This is a genomic window from Pseudooceanicola profundi (assembly GCF_050897955.1).
Lineage (GTDB): Bacteria > Pseudomonadota > Alphaproteobacteria > Rhodobacterales > Rhodobacteraceae > Pseudooceanicola.
The window spans coordinates 60,233-76,950 of record NZ_JBPAXZ010000005.1; the positions used below are offsets into that span (position 1 = coordinate 60,233).

At 60.0% G+C, this 16,718-nt stretch carries 16 protein-coding genes and 1 pseudogene; 4 read left to right on the forward strand and 13 right to left on the reverse strand.

The annotated features are described in order from the left end of the window. The first annotated feature begins 67 nt into the window (after window positions 1-67). Together ACRARG_RS19690 and ACRARG_RS19695 are read left to right on the forward strand one after the other, a co-directional pair. Window positions 68-2,068 (forward strand): FAD-dependent oxidoreductase, encoded by a 2,001-nt coding sequence (locus ACRARG_RS19690; RefSeq protein ID WP_088652158.1) that lies wholly within the window; start codon window positions 68-70, stop codon window positions 2,066-2,068. A gap of 26 nt (window positions 2,069-2,094) precedes the next feature. Continuing rightward, entirely contained in the window at window positions 2,095-3,615 is a 1,521-nt protein-coding gene (locus tag ACRARG_RS19695; RefSeq protein WP_088652157.1) for a class I adenylate-forming enzyme family protein, read from the forward strand. Between the two features lie 415 nt (window positions 3,616-4,030). On the opposite strand, the gene ACRARG_RS19700 is transcribed toward ACRARG_RS19695, so the two are convergent. Together ACRARG_RS19700 and ACRARG_RS19705 are read right to left on the reverse strand one after the other, a co-directional pair. Then, window positions 4,031-4,783, reverse strand: coding sequence for a glutathione S-transferase family protein (locus ACRARG_RS19700; protein WP_088652156.1), 753 nt, complete (start codon window positions 4,781-4,783; stop codon window positions 4,031-4,033). Next, complete coding sequence (locus ACRARG_RS19705; RefSeq protein WP_040608736.1) at window positions 4,780-5,214, reverse strand: DoxX family protein; 435 nt, start codon at window positions 5,212-5,214, stop codon at window positions 4,780-4,782. Before ACRARG_RS19705 ends, ACRARG_RS19700 begins: the two co-directional genes overlap by 4 nt. 98 nt (window positions 5,215-5,312) lie before the next feature. Here ACRARG_RS19705 and ACRARG_RS19710 point away from each other — a divergent pair, with 98 nt between their 5' ends. After that, the gene (locus ACRARG_RS19710) at window positions 5,313-5,741 is read left to right on the forward strand and encodes a MarR family winged helix-turn-helix transcriptional regulator (protein ID WP_084658444.1); all 429 of its coding nucleotides are present in this window, start codon (window positions 5,313-5,315) and stop codon (window positions 5,739-5,741) included. 87 nt (window positions 5,742-5,828) lie between these two features. Here ACRARG_RS19710 and ACRARG_RS19715 read toward each other — a convergent pair. The 6 genes and pseudogenes from ACRARG_RS19715 to ACRARG_RS19740 form a co-directional block, all read right to left on the reverse strand. Further along, window positions 5,829-6,328 (reverse strand): annotated as a pseudogene (locus ACRARG_RS19715) (DNA-3-methyladenine glycosylase I). Window positions 6,329-6,633: 305 nt separating this feature from the next. After that, complete coding sequence (locus ACRARG_RS19720; RefSeq protein ID WP_088652155.1) at window positions 6,634-7,089, reverse strand: PaaI family thioesterase; 456 nt, start codon at window positions 7,087-7,089, stop codon at window positions 6,634-6,636. A 21-nt stretch (window positions 7,090-7,110) separates the two neighbouring features. Continuing rightward, on the reverse strand, window positions 7,111-7,815 hold the full coding sequence (locus ACRARG_RS19725) for a helix-turn-helix domain-containing protein (protein WP_254698509.1): 705 nt from the start codon (window positions 7,813-7,815) through the stop codon (window positions 7,111-7,113). A 4-nt stretch (window positions 7,816-7,819) separates the two neighbouring features. Beyond that, window positions 7,820-8,674 (reverse strand): SDR family oxidoreductase, encoded by an 855-nt coding sequence (locus ACRARG_RS19730; RefSeq protein ID WP_088652153.1) that lies wholly within the window; start codon window positions 8,672-8,674, stop codon window positions 7,820-7,822. Beyond that, window positions 8,671-10,608: an AMP-binding protein gene (locus ACRARG_RS19735; RefSeq protein WP_100931406.1), complete on the reverse strand. Its 1,938-nt coding sequence runs from the start codon at window positions 10,606-10,608 to the stop codon at window positions 8,671-8,673. The genes ACRARG_RS19730 and ACRARG_RS19735 overlap by 4 nt, the downstream gene beginning before the upstream one ends. 112 nt (window positions 10,609-10,720) lie before the next feature. Beyond that, window positions 10,721-11,482, reverse strand: coding sequence for a glucose 1-dehydrogenase (locus tag ACRARG_RS19740; protein ID WP_432691763.1), 762 nt, complete (start codon window positions 11,480-11,482; stop codon window positions 10,721-10,723). Between the two features lie 124 nt (window positions 11,483-11,606). On the opposite strand from ACRARG_RS19740, the gene ACRARG_RS19745 reads away from it, so the two are divergent. Further along, window positions 11,607-12,971 carry a TetR/AcrR family transcriptional regulator gene (locus ACRARG_RS19745; protein WP_100931405.1) on the forward strand — a complete coding sequence of 455 codons (1,365 nt, stop codon included), beginning with the start codon at window positions 11,607-11,609 and terminating at the stop codon, window positions 12,969-12,971. Here ACRARG_RS19745 and ACRARG_RS19750 read toward each other — a convergent pair. From ACRARG_RS19750 to ACRARG_RS19770, 5 genes are read right to left on the reverse strand one after another with little or no spacing between them, the layout of a single operon-like run. Then, complete coding sequence (locus ACRARG_RS19750) at window positions 12,953-13,354, reverse strand: PaaI family thioesterase (RefSeq protein WP_028093915.1); 402 nt, start codon at window positions 13,352-13,354, stop codon at window positions 12,953-12,955. The two genes, ACRARG_RS19745 and ACRARG_RS19750, sit on opposite strands and share 19 nt — an antisense overlap. Continuing rightward, entirely contained in the window at window positions 13,354-13,836 is a 483-nt protein-coding gene (locus tag ACRARG_RS19755) for a PaaI family thioesterase (RefSeq protein WP_027264417.1), read from the reverse strand. Before ACRARG_RS19755 ends, ACRARG_RS19750 begins: the two co-directional genes overlap by 1 nt. A gap of 12 nt (window positions 13,837-13,848) precedes the next feature. After that, window positions 13,849-14,652 (reverse strand): enoyl-CoA hydratase-related protein, encoded by an 804-nt coding sequence (locus tag ACRARG_RS19760; protein WP_088652149.1) that lies wholly within the window; start codon window positions 14,650-14,652, stop codon window positions 13,849-13,851. Further along, window positions 14,645-15,499, reverse strand: a complete 855-nt coding sequence (locus tag ACRARG_RS19765) for an SDR family NAD(P)-dependent oxidoreductase (RefSeq protein WP_088652148.1) — start codon at window positions 15,497-15,499, stop codon at window positions 14,645-14,647. The genes ACRARG_RS19760 and ACRARG_RS19765 overlap by 8 nt, the downstream gene beginning before the upstream one ends. 9 nt (window positions 15,500-15,508) lie before the next feature. Then, window positions 15,509-16,708, reverse strand: a complete 1,200-nt coding sequence (locus ACRARG_RS19770) for an acyl-CoA dehydrogenase family protein (protein ID WP_088652147.1) — start codon at window positions 16,706-16,708, stop codon at window positions 15,509-15,511. Window positions 16,709-16,718 lie beyond the last annotated feature (10 nt).

Genomic DNA, 16,718 nt, shown 5'->3' on the forward strand with positions numbered 1-16,718 from the left:
TAGATCAAGTGCAGTTTTGAGGAGGAGAACCGAAGTGAAAAATAGACCAGATGGAAGCTTTGAAACCATGCTCTCGCCCATCCGCGCAGGCCAACATACATTGCGAAATCGTGTCATCATGGGGTCGATGCACACGCGGTTGGAAACCGAGCCTGACGGCATAGCCAAACAGATCGCGTTTTACGCCGAGCGTGCGCGGGGGGAGGCGGCGATTCTGGTCACCGGCGGGTTTTCGCCCAATGCCGAGGGCATATTCGATCCAGAAGGTCCGCGAATCGATGGCCCGGAAGAAGCGCTTGACCTGCGCCCGATCTGCGAGGCGGTGCAGGCCGAAGGCAGCCTGATCTGCGCGCAACTCCTCCACGCCGGGCGCTATGCCAAGATCGAAGGCTGTGTCGCCCCGTCGCCGATCCGCGCTCCGATCAACCGTTTCATCCCGCGTGAAATGACCGAAGCCGACATTCTCCGTACCATCGAGGATTTTGCCGTGGCGGCCGCCAATGCGCAGGCCGCAGGCTTTGATGGCGTCGAGATCATGGGGTCCGAGGGATACCTGATCAACGAATTCACCGTCACCCATACCAACAAGCGCCAAGACGACTGGGGCGGCAGCGCCGCGAACCGCCACCGATTCCCGGTCGAGATCGTGCGCGCGGTGCGCGAACGTTGCGGCCCCGACTTTCTGGTCATCTACCGGATTTCGGCGGCCGATCTGATCGAGGGCGGCGCGCCCGCCGATGAAATTGCCGCACTGGCCCGCAAGATCGAGGCCGCAGGTGCGGATATTCTGAACACCGGCATCGGCTGGCACGAGGCCCGCGTGCCGACGATCGCCTATCCGGTGCCGCGCGGTGCCTGGCGCAAGGCGGCAGCCAACGTGAAAGCGGCCGTGTCGATCCCGGTGGTCGCCTCGAACCGGATCAACACACCCCAGCTTGCCGAAGACATACTTGCCTCTGGCGATGCGGACATGATCTCGATGGCGCGCCCGTTTCTGGCCGATCCGCATTTCGTGAAAAAGGCGCGAGAGGGCCGCGCGGACGAGATCAACACCTGCATCGCCTGCAACCAGGCCTGTCTGGATTTCATCTTTTCTGACCGTCCGGTCGGATGTCTGGTCAATCCAAAGGCCGGGCGTGAAACGGAATTCCGGGATACGCCAGCCGACACGCCAAAGAAAGTGGCCGTCGTTGGCGGTGGTGCCGCGGGCATGGCCACAGCCGCCGAGGCGGCGCGGCTGGGCCATGCTGTCACGCTGTTCGAGGCGCAGGACAAGCTGGGCGGTCAGCTGAATCTGGCCCGCGCCGCACCGGGCAAGGACGAATTCGACGAAACCCTTCGGTATTATGCCGGTCAGATGCAAAAACACGGGGTCACGCAGCGTCTGCGGCAGCGTGCTGACGTGAGCGATCTTGAAGGCTTCGACCATGTGGTTATCGCCACCGGGGTCATGCCGCGCATTCCCGACCTGCCGGGTATCGACCATCACAGCGTCGCGACTTACGCCGAAATTCTGTCCGGCGACCGTCTGGCGGGCGACCGTGTCGTCGTGATGGGGGCAGGGGGCATCGGTCATGATGTGGCCGAGTTCTTGGTGACCGAACCCGCCAAGACTGCCAACTCCGACGTCTTTTGCGAAACCTGGGGTGTGGACCCCGAATTTGTATCGTCGGGTGCCCTGGCGGGCGACCCTCTGGCACCGAAACCGTCGCGCCGCAAGGTCGTTATGCTGCAACGCAAGACGGCCAAACCGGGCGCGGGGCTTGGTGTTTCGACAGGGTGGATCCTGCGCAACGCGCTGCGCAAACATGGGGTCGAGGCAATGGGCGGCGTGACCTATGAACGTATCGACGATGCGGGACTGCATATCGTCGCGGACGGAATGCCAAAGGTCATTGCGGCCGATACAATTGTGCTATGCACCGGTCAGGAACCGGAACGGACCCTGGCCCAAGAGCTTGCCGCGCGCGGCGTCCCGGTTACGATGATCGGCGGGGCAAAAGAGGCCGCTGAACTGGATGCGCTGCGCGCCATTGATGAGGGCGTGCGCCTGGCGCAGGGTCTCTGAACCGAAGGCCGGGCAAGGGGTAAACCATGCTGACCGACGTCATCCGCGCGGGGCGCGCTGATCTGTATTCGATCTTTCGAACCCGCGCGCAAGACTGCGCCCGCGCCCTGGCCATCGAGGACGGCAGCAGGAAATTGACCTATGCCGAGCTGCTGGAGCGGGTCGATCGTCTGGCTGCCGTGTTTCTGGCCAGGGGCGTTGCGCCGGGCGACAGGATTGCGATCCTGTCGCACAACCGCTCTGAATACCTGGAGGTCGAACTCGCCGCAGCGGGAATCGGCGCGATCGTCGCCTGTCTGAACTGGCGGCTTGCTTCCGATGAACTGCGGCACTGCATAGATCTGGTCGCGCCGGTTCTCGCGGTCGTCGAACCGGACCTTTCAGAAGCTTACCGGGCCGTCGCGGCAACGCCCTGTCTGATTATCGGGCCGGATTTGGAAACGGCCATTGCCGCGGCCGGACCGGACCCGCGCATCGGAACCATGGTCGACGATCCAGAGGCTGGTCTGACGATCCTTTATACCTCAGGGACCACGGGCCTGCCCAAGGGCGCGCTCATCAGCCACCGCGCGCATATCGCCAGATCCATGGCTTTTGCGGCGCAGCTGGCGCTGGACCCCGGCGACGGGTTTATCGCCTGGGCGCCAATGTTCCACATGGCGTCCACCGATCATGGGTTGGCGACGGTCCTGCGGGGCGGAACCGTGGTGATGGTTGACGGTTTGCAGCCTGCGGTCATCAACGAGGCTCTGTCGCGCCACCGGATCGGCTGGTTCGTGATGATGCCCGGTGCGCTGGACGCCTTTATCGCAGAACGACGCGCCAACCCTTTGCCGCTGAAGGGTATCAAAGTTTGCGGCGCCATGGCCGATCTGGTGCCGCCGCATCAGATCGCGGAACTGACAGCCCTTCTCCACACGCCCTATCTGAATTCCTTCGGCGCAACCGAAACCGGCCTGCCGCCGGGGTCCGCCGATCTAATTGCGCCAGGTGTGACTCCGGACCGCCTTTCCAAGCGCATCAGCGCACTTTGCGAGGTTCGGCTCGTCGATCCCGACGACCAAGAAGTGACGGATGGAACGCCAGGCGAAATGGCTGTGCGGGGTCCGACATTGTTTTCAGGGTACTGGAACGCGGACGACGCCAATGCCCATGACTTTCGCAACGGCTTTTTCCACATGGGCGACTTGTTCCGGCGCAATGCGGACGGAACCATCGACTTTGTGGACCGGGCCAAATACTTGATCAAGACCGGCGGCGAGAACGTCTATCCTGCGGAGATCGAGCGTGTTCTTCTATCTCATCCCGGGGTGGTCGATGCCGCAGTCGTACGGGCATTTGACGTGAAATGGGGCGAAAGTCCGGTGGCCTTTGTCGCCCGCGGCAAGGACGGGCCGGATGCCGAAGCGCTGATGAATTTGTGCCGCGACAACCTCGCAGGCTACAAACGGCCGCGCGAAATTCGCTTCATCGCGTTCGAGGATTTTCCCAGATCGACCAGCGGAAAGGTCCAGCGGCATGTCCTAGAAGCGCGGCTCGCAGATTAATTTTTGCTCCGACCCGATCGTCACCCCGCCACGCCCGTTCGCCCCACTAGCGAAATAAGCGTTCCTGTCATCGTTGCGACGAGCTTCTCATCCCCGCCCTTTGGAGTAGCCCCCTGAAAGTGGTCCACCAACCGGGATAGATTGACCCGCGATTGACGTGCTGCCCTCTGTCGGACCACACGGCTGGAGTTTTCCCGGGGGTTTGAGCTCAGGCGGATTCTTCGATCCCTGAGCCATTCATCAGCGCGATCGGTGGTTTGTTCCCGGTTGCGCTGTGGGGGCAGCAGGTCACCCGGCGCTTCGCACGGACGGGCATGGAATGCCGGCAAGTGCCGGTTGGGGCTGCTGCGGGCCTTCAAGGGAAAGTCGGCGACTATCCGATGTGCGGGACAGAGCGGGTATTCACCAAGCGAACTCAAACGTCCGGTTCTGCACTGCGGCCCGACAGAACGATATCAAGTGATCGGCGATCAGCCGATTGCACCTGTGTAACAGTCTTCTTCGGCCCTCCTGTCTGCATGATCTGGGACAGGTAAGAATTGCGCCGTCTGATGAAGTCACGCAGAAGAGTCGGGTAGTCTTCACTGACGGCACTCTTCACAGAAACCCGACGCTCCAGTTCATATCGCCAGGCCCTTACACGGGCAAGCCCTGTGAAGACGCCAAACTCTCCGATGGCGTCAAAAACGTCGAAATAGCGGAAGACCGGGCCGAATACGACATCGACGAGGCTGAACTGGTGGCCGTCGAACCATGGTCCCTCCCCAAGCTCCGCGTCCAGCCGAAGGAATTTTGCGCGGAGCGCCGCGACTTTTGCTTCCAACGCTTTATCGTTCGGCGCCGAGTAGAACCCCGCAATGTCGTTCAAGACAGCAGATCCAAATTCAATCCAGGCACGGTGGCGGGCGCGATCGAGAGCGTCGTGCGGATGAAGTGCGTGGGGTTGTGTATCCTCAAGATATTCGAGGATAACCGCAGATTCGAAAATCGGCGTCCCGTTCACAACCAGGACAGGCGTCTTGCCCAGCGGAGATATGGCAAGAAACCAGTCGGGCTTGTTCGAAAGATCGATGTGAGTTCTCTCGAACGTGACACCTTTCTCAGTGAGCGAGATCGCTGCGCGCTGCACATATGGGCAGAGCGCATGGCTAATGAGGTGGAGGCTCATGTTGTCTCTCCCTCCATCTGCACGTTGCCGGGCGCGAAGGAGGGGCTGAGGGCGAAACGGCCGTCGCCCAGAAGTCCTTGCACGACGGCAAGCAGCGTCAGATAGGCCGGGTATTCCCACCCGCCGTTCTCGTATCCGAACATCCAGCCGTTTCCTGAGTGAGCCCAGGTTGCTCCGGCCAAGATGGGCACGGTCGCCGACGCGACCCACCGAGCCTGTACGCCGAGGACCAAAAGGGCACCGGCAATCGCCTCGACTGCAAAGATCATATAGGCAAACCAGCCGGGCAGCCCGATCGAAACGAAGAACTGCGCCGTTCCGGGAAGTGTGAAAATGAAGAGCTTGAGAAACAGGCTGTGCGCCAGGAACATGATACCGAGTGCTATACGGAGCAGGAATATCCCAAATTCTGTGAGGTGCGATTGTGACATGATATGATCCCATATGTCGATGCATTTGCATCTATATATAGCGCGTCACATGCGACGTCAAGGTTGATGCACTTACATGTATATGATATGTGCTGGATATGAACGAGATTGACCATGCTACTGAGGCCGCCTGGACAGCCCTCATGACTAAAAGCCGCGTTTTGCTTGAGGCTGTCGAATCGTCTCTGAAATCGGCAGGATACCCGCCACTTGCATGGTATGACGCGCTTCTCGAACTCGAGAAGGCAGGCCCGGACGGACTCCGTCCATTCGAACTCAAAGACCGGATTTTGTTACCCCAATACGGTACATCGCGGTTGCTGGACCGCATGGTGAAAGCAGGGCTGGTGGACCGACGGAACTGCTCGGAAGATGGGCGAGGTCAAAACATTTCTATCTCTGAAAAGGGTAAATCTGTCAGGAGGGCGATGTGGCCGATCTATGAACGGGTTCTGTCGGAAAGGATCGGCGCAAAGCTGAAACCCAAAGACGCCGCTCAATTGGCCACGCTACTCTCAAGGCTCTGAAGTCTCGGTCGACTGACGCGAAACCTGTCTGTGACTTTCCACGCTAAGTGGCCCTGATTTTTTTCACGTTAATTGGCCGACAGTTGCCTATGTCGGTGTGCGAAGGGTGTTTCGGGCTGTTCCGACGTCCTTTCGCATCCAACAGACTTCTGCGTGATCGTTGATAAATCCCATGGCCTGCATGAATGCATATACGGTGGTCGGTCCCACGAATTTGAAGCCAAGCTTTCGTAGATCTTTGGACAGGGTCTCGGACGCTGGTGATTTGGACCGCATTTGTGGCAGTGCGTCGTCCTTGGCAGGTTCATATAGCCAGATGAATGCAGCGAAGGAGCCTTCCTCTTGGACGACCTCGAAAGTACGGCGAGCGTTGTTGATCACGGCTTCGATCTTGCCTCGATAGCGAACAATTCCTTCATCGGCAAGTAGGCGCTCAATGTCGTTGTCGTCAAAGTTCGCAACTCCCGAAAGTCGAACCCGGCGAAGGCAGCACGAAAATTCTCGCGCTTGGCCAGAATGGTGCGCCAGCTCAGCCCTGACTGGAAACTCCGGCGTGACGGCAGCCCATCGGCACCGTGGGCGTCCATCCGTTCCAATTACGGTTGCAGCATCAGGCCGCTGCAGCATAAACTTGAACAGAAACCGAACCAGATCCTCCGTTACGATACAGTCTCAGCTCTCCGAAAAACCCTGACGACGGACAATCGGCGACCGCACTGCTAAAGGCTAACATTACCGCTTGGCAGGTCTGAACCTGCTGGCGGCGATCTGGATACCGCGCGAGCCTACGGGAAACGGTTGGCCGAGGTCGCGAGCCGCTGGAACAGCTGATCCAGCTGTCTGAATAATCGGCCCGGCCGCCCGGATCGGATGTGCTGCGGCCGGGTTGCGCTCAGTCCGCGACCCCCGCCCGCCCGATCAGCGCCATGAGCGTTCCGGTCATCGTTGCGACGAGCTTTTCATCCTGGCCCTTCACGGCATAGGCACGCGCCTCGCATATGGTCAGCGTCCTGCCTGGTTTCACCACGTCAGCGACGAAGCGAAACCGTGCGCCGTCCGCCGGGTTGAGTAGGTTGATCTTGAATTCGGCCGTCAACACTGCCGCGTCCGCTGGCATCAGCGAAAAGGCCGCGTATCCGCAGGCGCTGTCCAGCGCTGTCGACACGATTCCGGCATGCAAAAACCCATGCTGCTGGGTCAGTGCAACCTGATGTGCCATTTCCAGAACGATGCGGCCGGGTAACAACTCGGCAATGCTGATCCCCAACGTGTTCATTGCCTTCTGGCGATCGAAACTGTTGCGCACGCGTGCGTCATAGTCGGGGTTTTTCGGTTTGAATTGTGTCATGGCGGGTCTTCCTCTTCGATTTCATTCGTCAATGACCAATCTTAGGCGGTCTTTGAGGCGCGTATCTTGTAGCAAAAGGTCAAAACGACGCGGAATAGACAGAGCGCGCAACGCGCCGGGCGGTTTGCCGGCGAAGATCCGGCAAGCGGCGGACAAGTGAGATTGATCGTAATATCCGGCGTCCAGCGCCAGATCGCTCAGCGGCAGGGTCTTTGACGCAAGCTGCCCGAGAGCCCGGCGAAAGCGTCGCAAGGTCGCAAGCCGCCGCCGCGACACGCCGGTTTCCGCCCGCACCTTTCGACGTTTGGTCCGGTCGCTGTAAGCTCCGGTTGGTGCGGCAAAGCGCAGGTCTCTCGCAAGGCCGTCAAGCACCGCGATGAGCGCAGGCAGGTCATCGTCCCCGGTCTGAATCCGGGCCAGTTCTGAGGCCAGCATGTCCAGCCCTGTGGAGTCGGGAAATCGCTGCGGTCGTGACGACAGTCGCAGCCCGGCCACGACACCCTGGAATGGCCTTGGGCGGGGCGAAAAATAGGGGCGCGGTTCTGCCAGCGATACGCGCCCGCCGCCGCTGTCGTCGCGCGTTACCGAAAGGGTAAAGAGGTCGGTTGCGAACCGCCCGCGTCCACCACCGCTCAGCACACCGGTATCGCGGAACACGAACAAATGGTCGATCTGTTTGGCCGCTTCCTCAGTCGGCGCCAGTTCGAGATAAAGCGGCGGCGCCATCAGGTTACTTGACGAAAGCATCCCGGTTCTCGGCGACGAAATCGGCAAATCGGCGCGCCGGGCGTCCCATCACATCGCTGACCGTGGTCTCGATGCCGGCAAGGTAGCCCTTGGGCGCGATGGAAGCCAATTCGACCATGGCTCTGGCGACCTCGTCCTGCATTCCGCCAGCCACCATGCCCGCCTTGGCATTTTCGGCCGACAGGGGTGCGCAGGTGACAGTGCGCCCGGTCACCCTGGACAGGAGGGCGGCGATATCTTCTCCGGTAAGAGCTTCGGGCCCGGTCAGACCAAGAGCCTTGCCTTCGTACCCCGGAGCGGTCAGCGCCTCGGCGGCGACATCCGCGATGTCGCGGGCGTCGACCCAGGCCACAGGGCCGCCCAGATCGTCGTAATAGACCCCATCTTTTGCAATATTGCCGGCCTGCCAGAGCAGGTTCTGCATGAAATAGGTCGGCTGGACGAAGGTCCAGTCAAGGCCGCTTTGCTTCAGCAGTTCCTGGGTTTCGGAATGCCATTTCCCAAATGTCAGCCCCGCCTTGGGCGAGGCGCCAAGCCCGGTGGCCACGACAACATGGCGCACCCCCGCGGTCTTGGCCGCCGCGATCACATTCGCCTTCCACTGACGCATGTCCAGATGGGCAGGCGTGACCAGGTATATCTTTTCTGCCCCGTCACAGGCCCGCGCCAGCGCGGCAGGGTCCGTGAAATTCGCAACGACCGCCTCGCATCCTTTGGCTTTTAGCGCATCGAGCCTGGAAGGGTCGCTGGTGACAGCACGCACGGTCGCGCCTTTTGCCATAAGCGTATCGACAAGAGGGGCGCCGGTGGTGCCCGTGGCTCCGAAAACAGTGATCATGGCTTTTCCTTTTGCAGGTCTGCGATGGGTTGAATGGTTTCCGGGTTGCTGATCGACGACAGATCGCCCGGATCTTCGCCCAGAAAGGCCGCGCGCACGATCCGGCGCATGGTTTTCATGCTGCGGGTCTTGGGCAGGGCCTCGACAAAGTGGATCTCGCGCGGGCGGAAGGGTTTCGAGACGATCTCTCCGACCCGATCCTTGAGCCGCTCCACAAGCTCTGCGTCAGGCGTGACGCCCTGGGCTGCCACACAGACGCAGACGACGGCCACGCCTTTGATATCGTCGGGTGCAGCAATGGCAGCGGCGTCCACCACCTCTCCGGTTTCGGTCAGGGCCGCCTCAATCTCGGGCGGGCCGATGCGTTTGCCGGCGATGTTCAGCGTGTCGTCGGACCGGCCCAGGATATACCATGTCCCGTCCGGATCGCAGCGCACCCAATCTCCGTGTCGCCACATGCCCGGGAAGGTGGACCAATAGGTTTCAAGGTAGCGCTCGCGGTCGCCCCGGATGGCCGGGGTCAAACCCAAAGGCGGTTGAGTCACCACCAGTTCCCCCACCTCGCCCGGCGCGGCTTCACTGCCGTTTTCCCGCAGCACCTTGGCGCCGACGCCAAGTGCCTGGGCCGAAAATCCGCCGGGCTTGATCTCGTGTAGCACGGTCGAGGTCAGGATCGCGCCAAAAAGCTCGGTCCCGCCCGAGATGTTCAGCGGCACGGCGCGGCGGCGGCAGATATGATCGAGCTGCCAGAGCCAGGCGTCGTCGGTCCAAGGTTCACCGGTCGAGGCGACAATCCGCAGGGGCGACAGGTCGTAGCCCGACAAAGTTTCCGTATCCTGCGTCATGAACTGCCGTATCAGAGTCGGGGCCACGCCGAGATGTGTGACCTCCATTTCGGACGCAAGACGCAGCAGCCTGAAGGGATCGCCGGACATTGATGGTGCGCCCTCGGCCAGTACCAGAGTCGAACCGGCCAAGAGCACCGACAATAGGGTGAGCGGTCCCATGACCCACCCCATGTCGGTCATCCAGAGGTGCCGGTCGTCCCGTTTCATGTCGAGACAAAGCAGGATATCGGCCGTGGCCTTCGCCTGCACGCCCAAATGGGTATGCACGACGCCCTTGGGCCGCCCGGTGGTGCCCGAAGTATAGGCGATCAGAAAGGTGTCTTCGGCCTTGACCGGAACGGCGGCAAACTCCGGACTGGCGCGGCCTATGGTTTCGCTCCAGTCCAGATCGCGGACCGGATCGGCCACTGCACCGCCGAACCGTCGCAGGCTGATAACGGTATGAACCGATGGTACGTCGGTCAAAGCCTGGGCAAGGGTCGCCTCCATCCAGACCGGCTTGCCTCGTCGGGGTGTGGCATCCGCTGTCAACACCGCTACGGCATCCGCATCGCTCAGGCGCGATACGATGGCATGGGGCGCAAAGCCGGAGAACAGCGGTACCGCAACCGCGCCCAGCCGCGCGATACCCAGAAGCGCGGCCTCGATTTCGGGGATCATCGGCATATAAATGCCCACCGCCTGACCCGGCATTACACCGCGCGCGGCAAGGGCCGAGGCGACGCGGGAGGCTTCGGCGGCAAGGTCGAAGTAGGTCCAGCGACGGCGGCTTCCGTCTTCACCGACCCAGTCGATTGCGGTCTTGTCGCCCAGGCCATCGGCAATTCGGGCGTCAAGACAGGTTTCTGTCAGATTCAACGTGCCTCCCACGGCCCATCTGATCGATTCGGGCCCTGTGGAGATATCTCGCAACCGGGTGTAAGGCTGCGCGAACCGCATGCCGGCATGGTCGATGATCCGGCCCCAGAACCATTCGGGCTCTTCGTTCGATAGGCCGACGAGCTCCTCGTAGCTGTCAATCTCACAGTCATTCAGAAAAGCGGTCAGCGTGCTTGTTCGCTGGATTTCAGAGCTTGGCTGAAACATTCGCAACCTTTCTACAATAAAAAGGGGCCGCACATAAGGCGCGGCCAGTCGAGGAGTAACTCTTGGCACGGTTTGGCAGCAGCGCCTTGTCTCCGTCGCAGCTGTCAGCGTTTCAACCGTGCATGGACAAGCCGCCCGAAACCGAAATCACCTGACCGGTGATGAATCCCGCGTCGTCGGACGACAGAAAACAGATGATGCCCGGGTAATCTGACGGCTGCGCCAGGCGCTTCATCGGAATCGCCCGCTTGAGACCCTCAGCGATCTTTTGACCGGCCTCGCCTTCGGCAACCTGCGCGAACAGAGGCGTGTCGGTCGGTCCGGGGGCGACCGCGTTCAATTGAATGCCATTGCGTGCAAGTTCGCGCGCCACGGTCTTGGTAAACGAGATGATGCCACCTTTGCAGGCCGAATACACAGCCTCGCCGGATGATCCGACGCGTCCGGCGTCGGACGCGATATTGACCACGCGGCCGCTGCCGTTCTTGACCATGCCCGGAAGCACCGCGTGATGCATGTTGAGCGGGCCATAAAGATTGATGTCGATGACCTTTTTCCAAAGATCGGCATCGGTATCGAGGAACGGTTTGATCACGTCCCAGCCGGCGTTGTTCACCAGCACGTCAATCGGGCCTCCGGCCTCGAACGCGGACACTGCCATGTCGACCTGAGAACGATCGGTGATGTCCGCTTTGAAGGCCTGGGCCTTTCCACCCGCGTCGATGATCAGTCGGACAGTTTCATCCGCCCCATCCTTGTTCAGATCGAAAACGGCAACTTCGGCGCCCTCTGCGCCGAACCGTTCGCAAACCGCTCGGCCGATGCCGCTCCCACCGCCGGTCACGACGACCCGTTTTCCACTCAATCCTCGCATGTGGAGGTCCTCCTCTTCCGTTGCACCTTGAAAAGAGTTGATTCGACACTCTCTCGGATGTATTCTAACGTCTGTTAGATTTATTGCAATGGACAGCCACAGGGCCAACAAGTATCGACAATGGATGGCACGACAGAGTGAAGATACCAAGATAGTGTATGACGATCTAAGCAAGTCGGAGAGGACCCGCGAAGCCATACTCGCTGCGGCCGCGCGACTTTTTCGGTATCAAGGTTATCATGCAACGACGATGCGCGACATCGCGCAGGAAGCCCGCATTGAGGCCGGCAGCATTTATTACCATTTTCAATCCAAGGACCAAATTCTGAGCGAAGTTCTCGAAATTGGCGTCCGTCAACTATATCAGACGGTCAGTGAAATCGTTCGGCCGGCACCGACAAGTTCGGAGGATTTTCGCAAGACTTTCGGAACCCTGATTGAAACACACCTTACCTATCTGTTGACCGACAGTGACTTTACGTCAGCTAATATTCGGAACTATCCGATGTTGTCGGACGAAACACGCGCCCCGCATCGCGAATTGCGTGCATCATATGCAGGTGCCTGGGGCAAATTCCTGAATGACGCCAAACGCGCCGGCCACCTTCGAAGTGACATATCCACTGCTGTGATCCGCCAGTTCATCCTGAGTGCCATGAACTGGACCGTGGAATGGTACGATGTCGACAAGTATCCGGTGCGCATCCTCGCGGAACGAATGAGTAAGCTGATACTTGACGGAATGTGTTTGCATGACAGTGCTGATACAGAAGGCTTGAAGCTGTGTCCCGCCACTCCCGTCAAAACTCCGGACCCTGGCAGCAAGGCGGCTAAGACCCGTGCAGAAATACTAACGGCCGCAGCGCGCGTTCTGAGGGACAATGGCTACAAGGCGACGACTCTGAGAAAGGTCGCGGACAATGCTGGCTTGAAAGCGGGCAGCGTCTATTACCACTTCAATTCCAAGGACGCGATCGTTGACGAAGTGCTGAACGCCGGACTAAAGGACCTGCTATCAGGTGTCGAAGCCGCCGTTCGGCAATTCGATGCCCCCTACGATCATCACGCCAGGATAGCGACCGCAATCTGGACGCACCTGGATTTCCTCTTCAAGGCAAGCGAATTTACCTCGGCGAACATCCGAAGTTATGGAATGCTCCCCAATCATTTCAGGGAGAGGCACAGGGGTATTCGCCATGAGTATGGAAAACTCTGGGATTGGATACTCCGTGAAGCTCAGGACGACGGTGCCATACGGTCGGATATCAAGATCGTCCCCTTGCGCCAGGTGATGTTGGGTGCCTTAAACTGGACGGTGGAATGGTTCGACCCGAACAAGGCAGGAGTGGAAGGATATCTATCACTGCCTGAATTCTCCAGCATGCTCATCAATCTGTTACTGGAAGGCATTTGTAACCGGGAAGCGGCCCCGTCCACAGGACAAGGTAGCCCTGAAAGCGGTTGCCCCGGTCAGACCAGAAGGAAGTGATACAGCCCTTCGGCAACCGCCTTTTCCCGATCCGTCTGCCAGCTGAGCACGCTGACGCTTGCCATCCGCTTGCCTTTGCGCGTGACGTTAGCGCGGGCAAAAAGCGGTCCCTTCACACCGGGTCTGAGGTAATCGACGGTCAGGTTGATCGGCTTGGCCGGAACGTCGGCGAAATCGGGCTGTACCGCGATGGCGGCAGTGGCCTCCATAAAACTCGCGATTATGCCGCCATGGTAGTACTCCATGATCGGGTTACCGATATGGCGGTCATCAAAGGTCATTTCCGCCTCAGCATGGAGACTGTCTAGACTTCTGACCTCAAAGTTGAGAAATCGGAAGAACGGCACCCGGGATACATTGGCATTGACAGTTTGCACGTCCATCACGAGGTTTTTCCTTTTGTCATTGCGTCAAACAGGCTGGTTTCGCCGCGCGTCAATGCAAACGAGGCGGTTCCCCTGGCTATTTCAGCATCCTCATGGCCCGCGAACCAGACGCTGCCGGAATTGAAGGCGATGTGACGGGTCTTGCGAAAACAATGCGCTTGAACGATGACATCCGCGCGCGAACGGGCCGGGCGCAGGTAATCAACTCTGAGGTCAAGAGTGGCCATGGTACTGACGCCTTCGATGGCAACAAAGTTCGCCAGTCCAAAGACACTGTCCAGAAGTGCCGTCAGGATACCACCGTGGAGCAGTGATTGTTCCGCATCGACGCAAAAGTCCGGATTGAACGGCATCCGAACCCGAACACCTTCGGTCGAGACCTCTTCGATCTCAAGCGCCATATGCGTTATCAGACCCTTGCCGCGCGCATTCCACATCTGCGCGATTTGCTCCATCTTCTTTTGGGTGATGTCTGACATGCGATCTTTCCTTTAACGCCCCGTGAAATTGGGTTTTCGTTTTTCGACGAACGCAGCAACCGCCTCGTGGTGGTCTTCGGTCTGATGCATGAGCGCCTGATAGGCCGCCGCGGAATTCAGGAAATCCGGCAGGTCCATCCGTTCGGCATTGCGCATCAGACGCTTGGCGACCCGCACCGCGCGCGGTGGTTTCGCGGCGATGACAGCGGCCCGTTCGCGGGCCCGTTCCATCAATTTTTCATGAGGCACAAGTTCAAGCACCATACCAAGCTCCAGCGCTTCCTTGGCCTCGACCATGCGCCCTGAGAAGGTCAGATCGGCGGCCTTCTGGTGGCCCAGACGACGCAACAGGAACCAGCTGCCCGCATCGCCCGGAATGATTCCGAGATTCAGAAACACCTCGCCGAACCTTGCTTTTTCCGAAGCGATGCGCATGTCGCACATCATGGTCAGGTCGCACCCCGCGCCCACCGCCGGGCCGTTGACTGCGGCGATGGTCGGAATATCCATGTTGTAGAGCGCAAGCGGCAGCCGCTGCACCCCATCAACATAGCTCTGCGCCGCCGCCAGCGGCTCCTTGCGGAACACACTGTCGGGATCGTTCATCTCCTTGATGTCCCCGCCGGCACAAAAGGCCGGGTCGGCCCCGGTCAGAATCATCACGCTGACCTGCGGATCGGCCTGCACCTTGGCGAAGGTCTCCAGAAGGGCAGCGATCATGTCGTTCCCGGTAACCGGATTGCGACGCTCGGGGTCGTTCAGCGTTACCGTGGCGATCCTGTCGGAAATCTCCAGAAGGACTGGGTGTTTACTCATTCTTGCCATCTCCCCGTTCGCGTTTCTCGAACATCGCGGGGTTGATCATGTCCCGCGCGTCATGACCCATGTGCAGGGTCTCACCGCCGTCTACATAGATGTCCTCGCCGGTAATGAAACCGCCAAGTTTCGAAGCCAGGAATATGATCGTGCCTGCGATGTCCTCGGCCGCGCCCATCCGGTTCAGGACCGAACGGTTCAGCTTTTTCCACTGTTCCGGCGGAATGGGATAGCGGCCAAGCGCATCGGTCTTGATCGTGCCCGGTGCAACGCAGTTCAGCCGGATGCCGTACTCGCCCCATTCGGCGGCCAGCGTTTTCATCATGCCCGTCACACCGGCGCGGGCCGCGACGGTGTGTGTAAAGCCGGTGAGCGCGGTGCGCGCCGAGATGGCGGTGACAAACACAACCGATCCACCATTTTCGTACATGAAATGATCGGCAGCGGCGCGGGTCATTTGCCAAGACCCGATCAGGTTGTTGCGGATCACAGCTTCAAAGCCCTTGTTGGTGATATCGCGGGCGGCCGCGATATACTGACCGCCGGCATTGTTCACCAAAACATCCAACTGCCCATAGTGGTCCTTGATCCGCCCCATCGCAGTTTCGATACTGTCTTCGTCGCGGGTGTCTCCGGGCACGACAAAGGCCTCGCCCCCCGCCGCCCGGATCATTTCGGCGGTCTCTTCCAGCGGCTCTTCGCGGCGCGCGAACAGCGCAAGCCTGGCCCCGCAAGCGGCCATTTCGATCGCCGTCGCCCGGCCCATTCCAGATCCGGATCCCGTAACCAGGGCAACCTGGCCCGCCATGAGATCCGACGCGTAACGCCTTGATTTCGCTTCGCTCATGTTCCGCCCCTAGTTCTTCAGCAATTCGCCAGAGATGATGAGTTTGCGAACCTCTTGGGTGCCTGCGCCGACCTCAAGTACGCGACCGGTCCGGTACAGCCGGTTCACTTCTGTATCACGCATGTAACCCGAGCCGCCGTGAATCTGGACGGCCCTGTCGAGCACGAAGGATGTCGCCTCAGCGGCCTTGTAGATCGCCGCAGCGGTAAGCTTGTGGATTTCGCCGCGCCCGCCTTCGCCCTCTTCGAGGCCCTCACACATGGCTGCGGTGCGCAAGGACAGGCTGCGCGCGGCCTCGATCTGCGTATACATGTCGGCCAGCATCGCCTGAACCATCTGAAAACTGGCGATCGGTTTGCCGAATTGCTGGCGTGTCTTGGCATAATCGATGGAAATATCCAGCGCCCGCTGCGCAATGCCCAAGGCGTTGAAACAGACGATGGCACGTTCCAGATCAAGTCCGGACATGGTAACGGCAACCCCGCCATCCAGCTTGCCGACCATGTTTCTGGCCGGAACACGGCAATCTTCGAATACCAGTTCGCCCGTCGGCGAGCCGCGGAATCCCATCTTGTTGAGCTTCTGTGCCACCTTGAAACCGGGCGTGTCGGTTTCCACGATAAAGGCGGAAATGCCCTTGGCGCCCTTTTCCGGCGAAGTCTTCGCATAGACAAGGACCAGATCGGCAATCGGCCCATTGGTGATGTAGATCTTGGCGCCGTTCAGGATGTAGTCGTCACCATCTTGTTTGGCCGTGGTCCGCATCGAGCCAAGCGCATCAGACCCCGCGCCGGGTTCGGTCAGACCCAGGGCGCCGATCAGCGTGCCATTGCAAAGCCCCGGCAGATACTTGCGGCGCAGATCGTCATTGGCGTTGCGGTAGATATTGTTGACGCACAAGTTGTCATGGGCCACATGGGTCAGCCCGATGGCCGCGGAGGCGCGCGACAGCTCTTCGGTGATGATGCAGGCCGAGGTGAAATCCAGCCCCGCGCCGCCGAATTCCGGCGGCACGTTCAGGCCCAGATAGCCCATTTCGCCCAGCTTTGGAAAAACCGAAGGGGGTAAATCGTCGGTGTCGTCCATTTCCGCGTTCAGATGGTGGAACTCGGACATGAAGAACTTACCAGCCTGATCGGCCAGCGCCTGCTGTTCGTCCGTCATGAAATGGCTCGGCAGAGCGGTATCGTTGCGCAGTTGCTTGTTCATGGTCTCGTCT